The 15,079-nt window shown below is 71.3% G+C and carries 20 protein-coding genes and 1 pseudogene; 15 read left to right on the top strand and 6 right to left on the bottom strand.

Translation table 11 applies throughout. The features are described from left to right. Positions 1-38: 38 nt before the first annotated feature. From thrB to Q0W60_RS11360, 3 genes are all read left to right on the top strand, one after another. Positions 39-1,004, top strand: coding sequence for a homoserine kinase (gene thrB / locus Q0W60_RS11370; protein WP_297695632.1), 966 nt, complete (start codon positions 39-41; stop codon positions 1,002-1,004). After that, a complete protein-coding gene (gene rnhA, locus Q0W60_RS11365) occupies positions 1,001-1,447 on the top strand; it encodes a ribonuclease HI (RefSeq protein ID WP_297695630.1) in 447 nt (148 codons plus the stop codon). Before thrB ends, rnhA begins: the two co-directional genes overlap by 4 nt. An 82-nt stretch (positions 1,448-1,529) precedes the next feature. After that, on the top strand, positions 1,530-1,985 hold the full coding sequence (locus Q0W60_RS11360; RefSeq protein ID WP_297695628.1) for a MarR family transcriptional regulator: 456 nt from the start codon (positions 1,530-1,532) through the stop codon (positions 1,983-1,985). Positions 1,986-2,095: 110 nt separating this feature from the next. Here Q0W60_RS11360 and Q0W60_RS11355 read toward each other — a convergent pair whose 3' ends face one another. Together Q0W60_RS11355 and Q0W60_RS11350 are read right to left on the bottom strand one after the other, a co-directional pair. Beyond that, positions 2,096-3,043 (bottom strand): hypothetical protein, encoded by a 948-nt coding sequence (locus Q0W60_RS11355; RefSeq protein WP_297695626.1) that lies wholly within the window; start codon positions 3,041-3,043, stop codon positions 2,096-2,098. A 3-nt stretch (positions 3,044-3,046) separates the two neighbouring features. Continuing rightward, on the bottom strand, positions 3,047-3,172 hold the full coding sequence (locus tag Q0W60_RS11350) for a hypothetical protein (RefSeq protein ID WP_297695624.1): 126 nt from the start codon (positions 3,170-3,172) through the stop codon (positions 3,047-3,049). Between the two features lie 133 nt (positions 3,173-3,305). On the opposite strand from Q0W60_RS11350, the gene Q0W60_RS11345 reads away from it, so the two are divergent. After that, positions 3,306-4,631 (top strand): hypothetical protein, encoded by a 1,326-nt coding sequence (locus tag Q0W60_RS11345; RefSeq protein WP_297695622.1) that lies wholly within the window; start codon positions 3,306-3,308, stop codon positions 4,629-4,631. A 163-nt stretch (positions 4,632-4,794) separates the two neighbouring features. On the opposite strand, the gene Q0W60_RS11340 is transcribed toward Q0W60_RS11345, so the two are convergent. Next, a complete protein-coding gene (locus tag Q0W60_RS11340; RefSeq protein WP_297695620.1) occupies positions 4,795-5,340 on the bottom strand; it encodes an Hsp20/alpha crystallin family protein in 546 nt (181 codons plus the stop codon). Positions 5,341-5,502: 162 nt separating this feature from the next. Between Q0W60_RS11340 and trxC the strand changes: the two genes are divergently transcribed. The 9 genes from trxC to Q0W60_RS11295 all read left to right on the top strand — a co-directional run bounded on the left by trxC (position 5,503) and on the right by Q0W60_RS11295 (position 11,389). Then, the gene (gene trxC, locus Q0W60_RS11335) at positions 5,503-5,949 is read left to right on the top strand and encodes a thioredoxin TrxC (protein WP_297695618.1); all 447 of its coding nucleotides are present in this window, start codon (positions 5,503-5,505) and stop codon (positions 5,947-5,949) included. 68 nt (positions 5,950-6,017) lie between these two features. After that, entirely contained in the window at positions 6,018-7,103 is a 1,086-nt protein-coding gene (locus Q0W60_RS11330) for an MBL fold metallo-hydrolase (protein ID WP_297695616.1), read from the top strand. A 92-nt stretch (positions 7,104-7,195) separates the two neighbouring features. Continuing rightward, positions 7,196-8,077: an NAD(P)-dependent oxidoreductase gene (locus Q0W60_RS11325; RefSeq protein WP_297695614.1), complete on the top strand. Its 882-nt coding sequence runs from the start codon at positions 7,196-7,198 to the stop codon at positions 8,075-8,077. Beyond that, entirely contained in the window at positions 8,074-8,670 is a 597-nt protein-coding gene (locus Q0W60_RS11320) for an HAD-IA family hydrolase (RefSeq protein WP_297695612.1), read from the top strand. The genes Q0W60_RS11325 and Q0W60_RS11320 overlap by 4 nt, the downstream gene beginning before the upstream one ends. Beyond that, the gene (locus Q0W60_RS11315) at positions 8,667-9,071 is read left to right on the top strand and encodes a GNAT family N-acetyltransferase (protein WP_297695611.1); all 405 of its coding nucleotides are present in this window, start codon (positions 8,667-8,669) and stop codon (positions 9,069-9,071) included. Before Q0W60_RS11320 ends, Q0W60_RS11315 begins: the two co-directional genes overlap by 4 nt. Further along, positions 9,068-9,544 carry a GNAT family N-acetyltransferase gene (locus tag Q0W60_RS11310; RefSeq protein WP_297695609.1) on the top strand — a complete coding sequence of 159 codons (477 nt, stop codon included), beginning with the start codon at positions 9,068-9,070 and terminating at the stop codon, positions 9,542-9,544. Before Q0W60_RS11315 ends, Q0W60_RS11310 begins: the two co-directional genes overlap by 4 nt. Then, positions 9,541-10,155: a GNAT family protein gene (locus Q0W60_RS11305; protein ID WP_297695607.1), complete on the top strand. Its 615-nt coding sequence runs from the start codon at positions 9,541-9,543 to the stop codon at positions 10,153-10,155. Before Q0W60_RS11310 ends, Q0W60_RS11305 begins: the two co-directional genes overlap by 4 nt. Before the next feature lie 60 nt (positions 10,156-10,215). Beyond that, positions 10,216-10,815 (top strand): TetR/AcrR family transcriptional regulator, encoded by a 600-nt coding sequence (locus tag Q0W60_RS11300; protein WP_297695605.1) that lies wholly within the window; start codon positions 10,216-10,218, stop codon positions 10,813-10,815. 16 nt (positions 10,816-10,831) lie between these two features. Next, positions 10,832-11,389 carry a cupin domain-containing protein gene (locus Q0W60_RS11295; RefSeq protein WP_297695603.1) on the top strand — a complete coding sequence of 186 codons (558 nt, stop codon included), beginning with the start codon at positions 10,832-10,834 and terminating at the stop codon, positions 11,387-11,389. A gap of 147 nt (positions 11,390-11,536) precedes the next feature. Here the strand turns inward: Q0W60_RS11295 and Q0W60_RS11290 are convergent, their stop codons facing one another. Further along, positions 11,537-12,484, bottom strand: coding sequence for an SDR family NAD(P)-dependent oxidoreductase (locus Q0W60_RS11290; protein ID WP_297695602.1), 948 nt, complete (start codon positions 12,482-12,484; stop codon positions 11,537-11,539). Between the two features lie 41 nt (positions 12,485-12,525). Then, positions 12,526-13,779, bottom strand: coding sequence for an MFS transporter (locus Q0W60_RS11285; RefSeq protein ID WP_297695600.1), 1,254 nt, complete (start codon positions 13,777-13,779; stop codon positions 12,526-12,528). A gap of 214 nt (positions 13,780-13,993) precedes the next feature. Between Q0W60_RS11285 and Q0W60_RS11280 the strand changes: the two genes are divergently transcribed. Then, positions 13,994-14,506: an N-acetyltransferase gene (locus Q0W60_RS11280; RefSeq protein WP_297695598.1), complete on the top strand. Its 513-nt coding sequence runs from the start codon at positions 13,994-13,996 to the stop codon at positions 14,504-14,506. Between the two features lie 100 nt (positions 14,507-14,606). Beyond that, a complete protein-coding gene (locus Q0W60_RS11275) occupies positions 14,607-14,732 on the top strand; it encodes a hypothetical protein (RefSeq protein ID WP_297695596.1) in 126 nt (41 codons plus the stop codon). Positions 14,733-14,764: 32 nt separating this feature from the next. Here Q0W60_RS11275 and Q0W60_RS11270 read toward each other — a convergent pair. Then, positions 14,765-15,079, bottom strand: a pseudogene (locus Q0W60_RS11270) (calcium-binding protein); the annotation flags it as partial.

Raw genomic sequence — 15,079 nt, 5'->3', positions numbered from 1 at the left:
CTTGACCCGCGGGCGCGATGCAGCCCAATCGCTGGGCCATGGCGGTCTACACCGACATCACCGACGAGGAGCTGGCGGGGCTGCTGGCCGACTATGCGCTCGGCCAGGCGCTGAGCTTCAAGGGCATCGCCGAGGGGGTGGAGAACTCCAACTTCCTGCTGGAGACGGAAACCGGGCGCTTCTTCCTGACCATCTACGAGCGGCGGGTGCGCGAGGCGGACCTGCCGTTCTTCCTGGGCCTGATGAGCTGGCTCGCCGAGCGCGGCTATCCCTGCCCGACGCCGATCGCCGACAAGGCCGGCGAGGTCCTGAAGCGGGTGCGCGGCAAGCCGTGCGTGATCGTCAGCTTCCTCTCGGGGCTGTCGGCCCGGCGGCCCTCGGCGGCGCACTGCCGGGCGGCGGGCGAGGGGCTCGCCTGGCTGCACGCGGCGGGCGAAGGCTTCCCGATGCGGCGGGTCAACGACCTCGGGGAAGCAGCCTGGTCGCCACTCTTTTCAACATTGAAAGAGCAGGCGGACGCCCTGAAGCCCGGCCTGTCGTCGGTGATCGCGAGCGACCTGGGGCGGTTCGACCGCGACTGGCCGCAGGCGCTGCCGGCGGGCGTGATCCACGCCGACTACTTTCCCGACAACGTGTTCTTTCAATCTGGAAGGTTCGCCGGCGCGATCGACTTCTACTTCGCCTGCACCGATGCGTACGCCTACGACATCGCGGTGGCGCTGAACGCCTGGTGCTTCGAGCCCGACGGCAGCTTCAACATCACCGCCGCGCGCCAGCTGGTGGCGGGCTACGAGGCGCGGCGGCCGCTCAGCGAGGCCGAGCGGCGGTCGCTGCCGATCCTGGCGCACGGCGCGGCGATGCGCTTCTTCCTGACCCGCCTGCACGACTGGGGGGCCACGCCGGCCGGCGCGCTGGTCCGGCCCAAGGACCCCCTGGAGTACGAGCGCAAGCTCGCCGTGCACCGCGCCTCGCCGGACCTGGTGCTGTTCGGGACCGCGGCATGACGCCGAGCGTGGTGATCTACACCGACGGGGCGTGCTCGGGGAATCCAGGGCCGGGGGGATGGGGCGCGATCCTGATCTCGGGCGCGCACGAGCGGGAGCTGTGGGGCGGCGAGCTCGCCACCACCAACAACCGCATGGAGCTGATGGCCGCGATCCAGGCGCTGGAGGCGCTGAAGCGGCCGTGCAATGTCGAGCTGCACACCGACAGCAAGTACGTCCAGCAGGGCATCCACGAATGGATCCACGCCTGGAAGGCGCGCGGCTGGCGGACCGCCGACAGGAAGCCGGTGAAGAACGAGGACCTCTGGCGCAGGCTTGACGAAGCCCGCCTGCGCCACGACGTGAAGTGGCGCTGGGTGAAGGGCCACGCCGGCCACGAGCTCAACGAACGGGCCGACGGGCTCGCACGGCGCGGGATCAAGGACGTGCTCGACGCCGCCTGACCACGGGTTGTAATTCAATATTGAACATTACTGCCCGATGCGCTATAGGCGACTTGTTCGAGATTGAACGAGGAGGCGCGGAATGCCGCCGGTCGTCGAGGAGCATCCCGAAGTCCAGGTGTTCGACGAGATCGGGCTGATCGACGCCGGGGTGCGCACGATCATCAGTCGCTGCCTGCCGCTGGGCGTGAGCTATCCGCAGTTCGCGGTGATGAACCTCCTGATGCGGCGCGGCGAGGGCCAGGCCCCGGCGACGATCGCCCAGGCCCTGCAGATGACCCCGGGCGCGATCACCAACACCCTGCAGCGGATGGAGGCGACCGGCCTGGCCGAGGTGGCCCCGGATCCGGCGGACGGCCGCAAGAAGCGGGTCTCGCTGACCGCCTCCGGCCGCCAGGCCTACCAGCGGGCGATGGCGAGCCTGAAGCCCCGCATGGCGAGCCTGCGCGACGGCTTCACGCAGAAGGAATTCCGCGAAGTGCTGCCGTTCCTTCGGGCGCTGCGTGCCTGGATGGAAGAGACGGCGAGGCTCCGATAGCCGCCAAGTCGCGCCTGCGGCAGTCCTGCCGTCCCAGGTCTATCAAGCATCGTCATCGCGAAGCCTTACGTCGTGCGACACGGCCGGCGGACGTCACTGCCGCGCGCCTGCTAGGCGGCGACGCCCGGGAGCATCGCCTTGACCGCGGCGTTGACCTTCGCACGGCCGGTGTGGGCGAACAGTTGGGCGAGGCTCGGGTGGCCCTGCAGGCAGGCGAAGGCCTCGGCGGTAAGCTGGGGCGTATTGGCGACGACGAGCCGGCGCAGGGCCGGCGCGGCTGCCACCGCCCGCAGGTCGGTGAGGCCCTTCATGGTGTCGAGGGTGACCTCGGTCAGCCGGGCGAGGGGCGCGAAGCTGGGCAGGGCGGTGACGTTGCGCATCCAGTCGAGCCGCAGGACCGCGAGGCTTTCGAGCTCGGCGAGCACCCCCAGGTCGGCGAGGCCGGTGATCCGCATCAGCCAGAGGTCCTCGAGCCGGCCGAACTGCGGCAGCAATCCGAGATCGCGCGTGCTCCCGAGGAACACGCGCAAGGTCGTCAGCATCGTCAGGCGCTCGAACACTGAGAGGTCGGGGAGGGTGATCCCGCTGATCCCGAGCTCGCGCAGGCCGGTGAGCCCGCCGACCGTCTGGAGCTCGCGGTCGTGACCGGCCAGGACCAGGCGCCGCAGCCGGCGCGCGCCGGCGAGGAAGCCCAGCGGAAAGCGCCGCTTCGTGTTGGCGAAGGTGAAGGTCTCGAGGCTTCCGGCGACCGCCTGGAAGCCGCCCACATCCTCCAGGTCGTAGAGCGCCAGGTGCAGGTTGCGGAGGTCCGGGAAGGCTTGCAGGAAGTCGAGATCGCGGCTGGCGCGACCATAGACGTAGAGCTCGACGTCGCCGCGGCCGGCCATGAGCGCGCTTGCGCGGCGAAGCTCGTCGGGGGTGAGCGGCTGGGCGAACTGCACCACCCGGCATTCGGGCTCCAGCGGCCGGAACGGGTCCCCGTGGGCCGCCAGGCTCGCCGCGTCGGTCCCGATGAACCGCCGGCGAACGGTCCCGACCGCCGGGTGCGGCTGCGTCATGGCCTAATACAGGAGCCACGCCGCGGCGGCGACCGCGGCGATCCCGAGGATCACGATCCCGCGCACCCCCTTGCCAACCCACATGGTGTCGCGGAGCGCCTCGTGGCGAAGCGGGCTCGTCCGGCGCATGGGAAGCTCCTGTCGCGGCCGGATCGAGGATGATCGAGCGCGGCTCGGCCGTAAAGGCGGCCCCGGACCCGCGGAGCCCGAGCCCGCGGCGAACGCGTTAGAGCCTCGTTGCACGCTCATCTTCGGGGTCCGGATGTCGAAGGATCAGAACCAACCTGAGGCGACGGCGCTGATCGAGCTGGCGCGCGCGCTGACGCAGTCCCGTCCCGAGATGGAACCCACGCTCCGCGAGATCGAGGCGCTGGTGGAGACGGCGCTCAACCGCGCTGCGCCGATCGAGGTCGAGCTCGGCTTCGAGCAGGCGGCGCGGCGCCTGCGCACGGCGTGGCTGAAGTCCGTGGCCGCTGAAACCGCCCGCGTCCTGCGCTCGCCGACAGAGCGGGAGACGAAGCGCCTGGAGCGTAACCGGCACGACGCCTACGGCTACGAACGGGACTTCCAGCCGGAGAGCCTCGAGGCGCGCTGCGAGGCGTTCTTCGGGCCGGCGCCGCCGGGGTGGGCCGCGGCTCACGTCATGTTTTCGAGCGGGCAGGCGGCGCTCGCGACCCTTCTTCTGCATCTCGGGGAAACTCGACCCGGCAAGCTCAAGGTCGCACACGTCGGCGCCTACTTCGAGACCAGCGAGCTGGCGGCGCGCGCCTGCGCGCCGGCCCGGACCAGCGCGGAGGCGGACTGCATCATCGTCGAGCCCGTCGCTTGCGACGGGCGCTTCACCAGCCACGACCCATCGGAACTCGCGCGGAGGCTGACCGACGGCCAGACGCTGGTCGTCGACGAAACCCTGTCGGCGCCGGTGACCCAGTTGCCGCGGATCCTGGGCGAACCCATCGCCGGCGGCGCGGCCGTCATCCGCCTGGTGTCGGGACTGAAGCTGCTGCAGCAGGGCCTGGAGCTGGCCAATGTCGGCATCGCCAGCGTGTTCGCGAGGGACGCGGAACTGGCCGCCTCGTTGACGGAGGGACTGAAGCGATGCCGCACGCTGACCGGCGCGGGGCTTCGGTTCGTCGATGCGCTGGCGCTCGAAGCGCCGTTCTTCCTCGATCGCGGCGCGACGCAGACCTATGCGGAAAGCGTGTTCGCTCACAACGCGGCCCTGGCGAAGGCCGTCACGGTGCGAAACCGCCTGTTCAAGCCGCTCGGCGGCGCCGAGCTCACCGGCTCAGCCGCGCCCTACTGCGCCTTCGAACTCGCAACCGGAAACAGCGCCGAGGCGCTCGAGGCGCTCGCCTGCCGCATCGAGGACGAGGCCAAGGCGCGAGGCCTGCTGATCGAGCGCGGCGGCAGCTTCGGCTTTCGCGGCCATCGCTTCGAGGTGATCGAGCCGGAGACCGGCGAGCCGTCATTTCTCCGCGTCGCGCTCGGGGCGCGCGACGACCACTCCTGCGCCGGCCTCATCGACCTCATGGCGGAGCTTGCTCGAGGCGGGCCCGCGAGGTGTCCGGCGGTCCGCGGCCGGTGAAAACCGCCAACTGAGCCTGGGAGGCCCGGCGAAGCCGGCAGCGATCGCGAGCCGGCCCGGCCGGGCGCCGAGGGTGGTCTATCGCGAGATCGAGGAGGGCCGGCGCATGTCGGTGTTCCTGACCCGACGCCTCCTCGACCTGCTGACGGGCGACGTCAGGCCGCTACTGGCGGACTGACCCCGCGGAGCCCCCCTCGCTCTGCGGCTTGATCTCGATCTTCTTCGACTTGTCGTGGGCCTGGGCGTTCTTCGGAAGGGTGATGGTCAGGACGCCGTTGTTGCACTTCGCCTCGACCCGATCGGCGTCCACCTCGGTCTCGAACGGGATGGCCCGCTCGAAGCGGCCGAAACTGCGCTCGGAGTAACGCCGCCCCTGGTCCTCCTCGTTGCGCTCGGAGCGCTTCTCGCCGGAGATGATCAGCGCGTTGTCCTTCAGGTTGAGCTGGACGTCGTTCGGATCGAGGCCCGGCAGTTCGGCGGTGACCGTGTAGGCCTTGTCTGTCTCGTTGAGATCGATCTGCGGCCACAGCGCGAGCTGCTGCGAGCCGTTCTGGCCCTGGGCCGGGGCGAAGCTGCGGCCCTCGATGGGAGCGAAGAAGTCTTCAAACAGGCGGTCCATCTCGCGGCGGAAGGAGGAGAACGGGTCGCGCGAGCCGTAGAGGCTCAGGCCCGTTCCCCGGTTGAACGGCGTAAGGTCGCGATTGGCCATTGGGAGGTCTCCGTGTGACTGGGCTGGGCGCCTCCCCCGACGGGCGGGAGATTAGCAGACGCCGGGGCTGGTGTCCGTCGCTCGCTGGATTTTGATCTGGGTCGCGGCGAAGCGGGCTGCGGAACCGCTAGAGGGGATCGGCGAGTTCAGGAGCGAGAAGCCATGTCCGAGGCCCTGCACGTCGTCTGCCCGCACTGCGACGGGGTGAATCGCCTGCCGGCCGTGAAGCTGGCGGCGCAGCCGAAGTGCGGCCGCTGCCACAAGCCGCTGTTCACCGGCGAACCCGTGGCCCTGGATGGGGCGCGGTTCGCGACCCACGTGGCCCGCTCCGACCTGCCGGTGGTGGCCGACTTCTGGGCCGCCTGGTGCGGACCCTGCCGGGCGATGGCGCCGATCTTCGCCCGCGCCGCCGCATCGCTCGAGCCGAACGCGCGCTTCGTGAAGGTGGACGTCGACGCCCATCCCGACCTGGCCGCCAAGTACGGCGTGCAGGGCATCCCGGCGCTGTTCGCCTTCCAGGGCGGCAAGGTCGCCGCGCGCCACGCCGGCGTCGCCGATGCGAACCTGCTGCGCAGCTGGGTCGAGCGCCTGGCGCCGGCGAAGGTGTGACCTAACCGCCAGAGACGGGACGCTCAGGAGGGTTTGCTCCCGTCGGGGCAAGCCAGCACAATGGGCGCATGAACAAGCAGGTCAGCATCACGCCCGACGGCGTCGAGGATCCCCATGAGGCGGAGAGCCGGCGCCGGCTCGTCTATCCGATCGAGCAGGGGCCGAAGGTCGGCGAGGGCGTCGACGTGGCGCCGGGGGTGAAATGGATCCGCATGCCGCTCGGCGGCTCGCTGGCCTTCATCAACGTCTGGGCGATCGTCGAGGAGGGCGGCTGGGCGATCGTCGACACCGGGCTCAACAGCGAGGCCAGCATGCAGGCCTGGCGCAAGGCCTTCGCCGGCGTGCTGCAAAGCAAGCCGGTGACGCGGGTGTTCATCACCCACATGCATCCCGACCACATCGGCATGGCGGGCTGGCTCACCCGCAAGTTCAACTGCCGGCTCTGGATCAGCCGGCTGGAGTTCCTGATGTGCCGTTCGCTGGCGGCCGACACCGGCCGCGAGGCGCCGCCCGACGCGCTGGAGTTCTATCGCGCGGCGGGCTGGGACCAGGAGGCGCTCGACACCTACCGCTCGCGATTCGGCGGCTTCGGCCGGGCGCTGCACGCCCTGCCCGACAGCTTCCAGCGGATGCGCGACGGCGACGAGATCGCGATCGGCGGCCACGCCTGGCGCGTGGTCGTGGGCTCGGGCCACACGCCGGAGCACGTCTGCCTCTGGTGTCCGGAGCTGAAGCTCTTGATCTCGGGCGACCAGGTGCTGCCGAAGATCACCTCGAACGTCTCGGTGTTCCCGACCGAGCCCGCGGCCGATCCGCTGGACGACTGGCTGACCTCGCTGGCGCGGATCAAGACCATCGTGCCGGACAACGTCCTGGTGCTGCCGGCCCACAACGAGCCGTTCCATGGCCTGCACGCCCGCATCGACGCCCTGATCGGCGGTCACGAGCGGAGGCTCACGCACCTGCGGGCGGAGATCGCCGAGCCGAAGCGGGCGGTCGACGTCTTCCACGTGCTGTTCCGCCGCAAGATCGACGGCAACAACGTCGGCATGGCGACCGGCGAGAGCCTGGCGCACCTCAACTGCCTGATGGCGCGCGGCCAGGCCGTGCGGCGGCGCGACGAGCGCGGCGTGGACTGGTACCAGGCGGCTTAGCCGAACCGCATCGCGCCCCGCACGGGGATTTCGCTTGAGCGGCGGGAGCGGGCGCCTAAGGCTTGCGGCGCGATCGAAAGGGAGCCGCCGGGATGTCGCTGCAAGGAAAGACCCTCTTCATCACCGGGGCGAGCCGCGGGATCGGGCTGGCGATTGCGCTCCGGGCGGCGCGGGACGGCGCGAACGTGGCGATCGCGGCCAAGACCGCCGAGCCGCATCCGAAGCTGCCGGGAACCATCTACACCGCCGCCGAGGCGATCGAGGAAGCCGGCGGCAAGGCCCTGCCGCTGGTGGTCGACGTGCGGGACGAGGCTTCGGTGCTGGCCGGCGTCGCCCGGGCCGCGGAGCGGTTCGGGGGCATCGACATCTGCGTCAACAACGCCTCGGCGATCCAGCTCACGGGCACGCTGCAGACCGAGATGAAGCGCTACGACCTGATGAACCATGTGAACGCGCGCGGCACGTTCCTGACGTCGAAGGCCTGCATCCCGCACCTGAAGCGCGCGGCCAATCCGCACGTGCTGATGATCTCGCCGCCGCTGGACATGAACCCGCGCTGGTTCGCCGGCCACACCGCCTACACCATGGCCAAGTTCGGCATGAGCATGTGCGTGCTGGGCATGGCGGCCGAGTTCAGGGCCGACGGGATCGCGTTCAATGCTCTGTGGCCCAGGACCGGGATCGCCACGGCGGCGATCCAGTTCGCGCTCTCCGGCGAGCAGGGCATGCGCCAGTGCCGCAAGCCCGAGATCATGGCCGACGCGGCCCACGCGATCTTCTTGAAGCCGGCGAAGGCGTTCAGCGGCAACTTCCTGATCGACGACAGCCTGCTCTATGCGGAGGGCGTGCGCGACTTCGAGCGCTACCGGGTCGATCCGAGCCAGCTGCTGATGCCGGACTTCTTCGTGCCGGAGGACGACAAGCCGCCGCCGGGCGTGACGCTGGGCGCCGGGACGCCAGCGCCGGCGCAATGACGCCCAGCCGGGCGAGCGTGGTCGTCTTCGACCTCGGCGGCGTGCTGCTGCCGTTCGACCGCGAGCGGCGGGTGCGCGCGGTGGCCGAGCGCTTCGGCGTCACGCCCGAGGCGGTGCGCGCCCTGGAGGCCGAGGTCGCCGGCCCGCTCGACCGCGGCGAGATCGACGAGCGCGCCCTGCTGGACGGGCTCTGCGCGCTCGCGGGCGAGGCGGTGGCCATGGACGAGGCGCTCGACCTTTGGCTCAGCGTGTTCGAAGCGCCCAACGCGGAGCTCTGGGATCTGGCGGCGCGGCTGAAGGGTCGCGTGCGGGTGGCGGGGTTCTCCGACAATCCGGCCTTCGTGCGCCGGGTGGTGGTGAACGAAGGGCTATTCGACCCGCTGTTCCTGTCGTGCGAGATCGGCGCGGTGAAGCCCACGGCCGAGGCGTTCGAGGCGGTGCGGCGGGGATTGGCCGTCGAGGCCGGCGAGATCCTGTTCGTCGACGACAGCCCGGCCAACGTCGCAGCCGCCAAGGCCGCGGGATGGGATGCGCTGCTGTTCCGCTCCAACGCCGAGCTGGCGGCGGCGCTCGCCGAGCGTGGGCTGCCGTGAGCGCGGCGGTCGAGGTCAGGCCCTATGGCCGCGCGGACCTGGATGGCGTCATCGGGCTCTGCGCCGCAGAAGGCTGGCCCTCGTTTCCGGCCGATCCGGCCCGCGCGCACCGGGCGCTGACCGCGCCGGGGGTGACGAGCGTCGTGGCGGCCGCCGACGGCGAGGTGGTGGGCTTCGCCCAGCTGCTCAGCGACGGCGAGATCCAGGCGCACCTGTCGCTGATCGCGACCGCCGCGGCGCATCGCGGCCAGGGGATCGCGCGGCGGATGCTCGCCCTGGCGCTGGAGCGGGCCGGCGGCGGGCGGATCGATCTGGTCACCGACAGCGCCGAGGACTTCTACGCCGGCCTGCAGCACCACCGCATGGCCGGCTTCCGCATCTATCCGCCGTTCGCCAGATGAGCGTCAGCGTCCGAGCAGCCAGGCCCGCCGATGCGGCCGTGATCCTGGGCTTCATCCGCGCGCTCGCGGAGTACGAGCGGCTGGCGCACGAGGCGCAGGCGAGCCTTGCCGATGTCGAGCGCGACCTGTTCGGCCCGGCGCCGCGGGTGTTCTGCGACATCGCCGAGGCGGAGGGCGAGGCGGTCGGCTTCGCGCTGTGGTTCTACAACTACTCCACCTTCCGCGGCCGGCACGGCATCTGGCTCGAGGACCTGTTCGTGCTCCCCGAATCGCGCGGGCGCGGGGCGGGCAAGGCGCTGCTCAAGCGGCTCGCCGAGCGCTGCGCGGCGGAGGATCTGGGGCGGCTGGAATGGGCGGTGCTGGACTGGAACGCGCCGTCCATCGCCTTCTATGACAGCCTGGGCGCGGCCGCGCTCGACGACTGGACGACGCGGCGGCTGACCGGAGAGGCCTTGAGGAGGCTGGCCCAATGAGCACCCCGCCAAAGACGGTGCTGCAGGCCTCCGACGAGGAGGCCGAAGCGATCCGCGACGCGGTGCGCGCCGCCGACTTGGCCAGCCTCGGGCCCGGGCGGGTGCGGGCCGACCTCAGCCATGTGCCCGGCCTGGTCGCCCTACTCGCCGACGCGCGCGTCTCCGACCCGATCTACGACCTGCCCCGGCCGATCACGCCGGAGAGCATCACCCGCTGGGTGGCCGAGGCCCAGGCCCAGGCGCTGGCCGGCGAGGGGCTGCTCACGGTGACGCTCGACGAGCGCGGCGAGGTGGCGGGCTACGCCAAGATCACCGTCTGGCCGGAGCGCGCCTCGGCCGAGCTGGCCGGGGCGATCCGCGCCGACCTGCAGAGCCGCGGGCAGGGCGGACGCGGCATGGTGCGGTCGTTCGACTGGATCTTCGAGACGCTGGGCGTGCGGCTGATGTGCCTGACCGCGGCGCTGGACAACATCCGCTCGCAGAAGGGCATCGACGCGGCCGGCTTCCGCCGCATGGGCGAGCGCGAGGTCACCCGACCCGACGGCGCCACGCGCCGCTCGGTCTATTGGGAGATGACCAGGGAGGAATGGGTGAAGCGGCACCGGCTGTGAGGCGCCGGACGGCGCGCCGGCACTGTTGACACGTCCGTGTCATAGCGTCACGATCGTGCCATGAGCATCCAGGCCGTGCCGTTGCGCGAGCGCCAGGCCCGGCAGGTGCGCGAGGCGCTTCTGGAGGCGGCGATCGCGGCGCTGGAGGCGCAGCCGCTGCAGGAGATCTCCATGGCCGAGGTGGCGCGCGCCGCGGGCGTGTCGCTGCGCACCCTCTACCGCTACTTCCCCCACCGGGCGGGCCTGCTGGAGGCGGCGGGCGAGCACATCTACGCGAGCCTCGGCGTGCCGATCGAGATCGAGGGGCCGCAGGCGATCGCCGGCAATTTCCGCGAGGCCGCGCGGAAGCTTTCGGCAAGACCCCGGCTGGTCCGCGCGCTGGTGCAGACGCGCGCCGGCCGCACCGCGCGCTCACGCCTTCGGGCGCATCGGCGCGAGGCGATCGAGGGCGCGCTCGAGCCGCTGCTGGCCGGCCTGCAGCCGGAGCTCGCCCGCCAGGCGAGCGGGATGATCGCCCACCTCTGCAACGCCGCCGCCTGGGTCGCGGTCGCCGACGAGAGCGGCCTCTCCGACGGCGATGCCCAGGCCGCGGTCGCGTGGGCCATCGAGACCCTCGTGGCGGCGCTCCGCCGACCAGGACGCCAGTCGAATTCAGTGTGAGTGAGAGGAGCCGACAATGACCGCAAACGCCAGACAGATCGAAGGCGAGCCCGCCGCCGCCCGGCGGGCGCTCGCGACGGATCCGGCGAGCAGCCGGGCATGGTGGTTCCTGGGCACGCTGGCCGTGCTGCGCAATCCGCGGGGCGCCTCGCTCACGCCGACGGTCATCGAGCTCACGGTGCCGCCGGGCGGCTCACCCCCGCGCCATGTCCATCACCGCGCGGACGACAATTTCCTGCTGCTGGAGGGCGAGGTCGTGGTCCGCTGCGGCGGCCGCACCCTGGCCGCGCGGCCGGGCGCCTATGTCGCCCTGCCGGCCGGCGTCGAGCATACGTTCCGCGTCGTCAGCCCGGGCCCCGCCCGCATGCTGCTGGTGCACGCCGATGACGAGTTCCTGCGGTTCATCCAGGCGGTCGGCACGCCCACCGCCGACCTGAGAATCCCGCCGCCGGGCGCGAACGACATCACACGCCAGGAGCTGATCGCCGCCGGCGAGGCGCACAACTTCAGCATCGTGGGCGAGCCCCTGGCCGAGGCGGACGCGCGGGCGGTGCTGGCGGGCGCTTCCGCCTAGGCGGCCTACGCGACGAACGGCGCGGGATTGCGCGCGGCGGTCGCGTTCCTGGCGCTCGAAGGCGCGCTGTTCCGGGCGACCAGGCGCAAGAAAAGGGCGGGGCCCGATCGGCGCCCGCCCTTCGAAGGTCTGAGCCTCAGCCGGCGATCAGGCCGGCTGGCGCTGTTGCTGGCCCTGGTTCTGTTGCGCGCCGCCTTGCGGGGCGCGGTTCAGGTCGAAGAACTTGGGCGCCATCTTCGGCAGCGCTTCCTTGATGATCGCGTCCACCGTCCACTCCTGCCCTTCCGGCTTGGTGCAGGTCTCGATCGGCCGCGGCTGCGAGTAGAGCATGATGGTCTCGCCCGAGACGCCGAAGATCTGGCCCGAGACGCCGGCCGCGGCCGGCGAGACGAGCGCCACGGAGAACCGCGCCGGCTGGTCGGGGCGGATCTTCTCGGCCATCACCTTGCGCCGCGCCGCCGCCGCCTCGTCCTTGATCGGCACCGACTGGGTCATCCGCGTCCAGGCGACCGGGGCGATGCAGTTGGAACGCACGTTGTTGCGCGCCCCCTCCATGGCGATGATCCGCGACAGGCCGGCGATGCCCATCTTGGCCGCGCCGTAGTTGGCCTGGCCGATGTTGCCGAACAGTCCCGAGGTGGAGGTGTAGAACATGTAGGCGCCGTCCTGCTGGTCGCGGAACAGCTCGATGGTGGCGCGGCCCACATTGAACGAGCCGCGCAGGTGCACGTCGATGACGCGGTCCCAGTCGTCCTCGCTCATCTTGTGGAACATCGTATCGCGCAGGATGCCGGCCGGGTTGATCACCGCATGCAGCCCGCCGAAGGTGTCGCGCGCCTGCTCGACCATGCCCTGCACGGCCTTGTAGTTGGTGACGCTGTCGGAGTTGGAGGCCGCCTCGCCGCCGGCGGCGCGGATCTCCTGGGCCACCGCCTCGGCGGGACCCGCCGAGCCTTCGTCCTCGCCCTTCAGTCCGCCGCCCAGGTCGTTGACCAGGACCTTCGCGCCTTCGCGGGCGGCGATCAGCGCGCAGTCGCGTCCGATGCCGTTGCCGCCGCCTGTAACCAGGACCACCTTGCCATCCAATACGCCCATACGCGCCTCCTTCGGCCTATGTCGCTAATCAATGGCGACAGTTATTCGAGGCGATCGGCGTTGCGCAAGGCGGGAAACAGGCGGGCCCAGACGCCGGTGACGACGAGCGCGCCGATGCCGCCGAACAGGGTCGCGCCGACCGGGCCGAGGAATCGCGCCACGACGCCGCTCTCGAACTCGCCGAGCTCGTTGGAGGCGCCGACGAACACCGAGGAGACGGCCGCCACGCGCCCGCGCATCGGATCGGGGGTGACGAGCTGGGTCAGGGTCTGGCGGACGTAGACCGAAAGCATGTCGGCCCCGCCGAGCACCGCCAGCGCCGCGACCGACAGCCAGAGGCTGCGCGATTCCGCGAACAGGCAGGTCATCAGGCCGAACACCGCGACGCCCGCGAACATCACGACGCCAGCCTTGTGGCGCACCGGATGGGCGGCGAGCCAGAAGCCCACGATGGTGGCCCCGATCGCCGGTCCGGCGCGCAGGATGCCGAAGCCCTGCGCCCCCACCTGCAGGATGTCGCGGGCGAACACCGGCAACAGGGCGGTCGCGCCGCCGAGCAGGACCGCGAACAAGTCGAGCGAGATCGCGCCGAACACGATCCGCTGGCGCCAGACGTAGCGCAACCCCTCCTTCATCAGCGACCAGCGCGAGCCGGGCTGGACCTCCGGCTGGGTGGGCTTGCGGATCGCAGCCACGGCGAGCGCCGAGACGATGTAGAGGGCGAAGGTCGCGAGGTAGGCGTGGGTCGGCGAGAAGGCCACCAGCAGGCCGCCCGCGGCGGGCCCCGCGATGGCCGCCGTCTGCCAGGCCAGCGAGTTCCAGGCGATCGCCCGCGGCAGCAAGGCGCGGCTGACCAGCATCGGCCCGAGCGCGGTGTTGGCGGGCGCGAAGAAGGCGCGCGCCGCGCCGAAGGCTGCGGCCACGATCAGCATCAGCGGCACGCTCACCCAGCCGCGCCAGGTGGCGATCGCCAGCACCAGAACGCTCGCCATCTCGCCCGCGAAGCAGGCGAGCAGCACGGTCTTGCGATCGTGGCGGTCGGCGGTCTCGCCGGCCGGAAGCGTCAGCAGGAAGACCGGCATGAACGCCGCCAGCCCGATCATCCCCACCAGGAAGGCGCTCTCCTCGACCGAGCGGGTCTGGCGGGCCAGCGCATACATCTGCCAGCCCATGGCCACGCTCTGGATCTGCGCCGCGAATCCGCCGGTCCAGCGCGAGACCCAGAAGGCCAGGTAGTCGCGCTCCCTGAGCAGCGCACGGGCGGAGGGGACGATGTCCGGAGCGGCGTCGGCCATGGACGGCAGACCCTGCCTTGCGTCGGGCCGCGCGGCAATGACCGTTGACGCCACGGCCGGCACGCCTTACCTGCGCGGCTCCCGTTGGCGGCGACAGGGCCCCGACCATGCGACTGCGACGACCCCCGAGCGCGGGCCAGCCCCGCTGAACCGTCAACGCCGCCGGCGCATTCCGCCGGTCCGGCCCGTCCCTGTCAGCGCAGTCGTTCCAACCATGAGCCTGAAACCCGACCCGGCGGCCGATCAGCCGCAGCTGGCCAATGAGCGGGCGTCCGACGCCCGGCTCGCCGACGAGGTGATCGACCGGGCGTTCGGCCCGGGACGTTTCGTGAAGGTCTCCGAGCGGGTGCGCGAGTTCGCCAGCTTCGCCCCGGAGCTGTCGTTCTGCGCCTGGCGCGGGCCGCGGATGGTCGGCGTGGTGCGCCAGTGGCGCGTGCGCGCGGGCGAGACGCCGATCGTGTTCCTGGGTCCCGTCGCGGTGGACGCGGACGAACGGATGTCGGGCCTGGGCGGTCTACTGATCCAGCAGGCCTGCGCCGCGGCGAAGGCGGCCGGCGAGGCCGCGATCGTGCTGGTCGGCGACGAGCCCTATTTCGGCCGGTTCGGGTTCTCGGCGGCCTGCGCCCGCGACGTGGAGCTGCCGGGTCCCGTGGACCGCAACCGCGTGCTGGGCGTCGCCTTCCGGCCCGAGGGCGAGCGGCTGAAAGGGATGGTGCGCCCGCTCTAGCGGGGTCCTACGGCCAAGATGAACGGCGGCTGACTGGGCGTTTCGCGCACAGTTCAGCTGTAGCGTCGCAGGGTGCGGGCGGAGCTGAAGGGAAATCGCCATGAAATCCGCCGCTGCCGCCCCCTCCTATGTGGCCCGCCTCTATTTCATCGTCAGCGCGAGCTTCGCCTGCGCCTCGGCGGTGCTCCTGGCGCTGGCCAACCTGCAACCGCAGGGCGCCTTCTGATCCGCGCCGGACCGCGCCTCGCCCGCGCGCGCTCAGAGGGTGAAGATCCAGCCCTGCGGCAGGGTGGCGAACTGCACGTTCCTCAGAATCAGCTCGTCGCCATCGCCCATGTCGACGACAGTGTCGGCGCCCACCTGGTTCAGCATGTAGCTGGTGCCCGGATCGAGCTGCACCCGGTCGCCTTCCATGGCGTTGAAGTCGAGGACCACGTCGACGCCGGCGCCGGAGAAGCTGTGGAAGATGTCGGCCCCGCCGCCGCCGCTGACGGTGTCGGAGCCGCGGTCGCCCGAGATCCAGTCGGCGCCGATCCCGCCGGCGATGGAATCATCCCCCTGGCCGCCGCGCAT

It is taken from the genome of Phenylobacterium sp. (genome assembly GCF_025934275.1).
GTDB lineage: Bacteria > Pseudomonadota > Alphaproteobacteria > Caulobacterales > Caulobacteraceae > Phenylobacterium.
This window is presented reverse-complemented; position numbering and strand designations above follow the sequence as displayed.